This window comes from Aquabacterium sp. A08 (genome assembly GCF_011742065.1).
This window is the reverse complement of sequence record NZ_JAAQQT010000184.1, coordinates 1-314: the sequence shown is the minus strand read 5'-3', so window position 1 is coordinate 314 and position 314 is coordinate 1. Positions and strand designations below refer to the sequence as shown.

1 protein-coding gene is annotated in these 314 nt (G+C 67.5%); it reads left to right on the top strand.

The features are described from left to right. Window positions 1-57 precede the first annotated feature (57 nt). Window positions 58-314 (top strand): NAD(P)/FAD-dependent oxidoreductase (locus tag HA630_RS01035; protein ID WP_166832098.1); only part of this gene is annotated, 257 nt, incomplete at its 3' end.

Here is a 314-nt window from a genome sequence, read left to right as displayed (position 1 = left end):
GACGTAAGCCTGGGCGGTCGCCCCACCCCCCAACAAAAACCTGGCAGAGAGCAATCCATGAAAACCCCCCTGACCCTCCTGGAACAACACGGCCCGCGCGAGGCCATGGACTACGACGTGGTCGTCGTCGGCGGCGGCCCGGGCGGGCTGGCCACCGCCATCCGCTTGAAGCAGCTGGCCGCCGAGCGCGGGGCCGAGATTGGCGTGTGCGTCTTGGAAAAAGGCTCCGAGCCCGGTGCCCACATCCTCTCCGGCGCGGTGATGGACCCCATCGCCTTGAACGAGCTGCTGCCCAACTGGAAAGAACTGGGCGC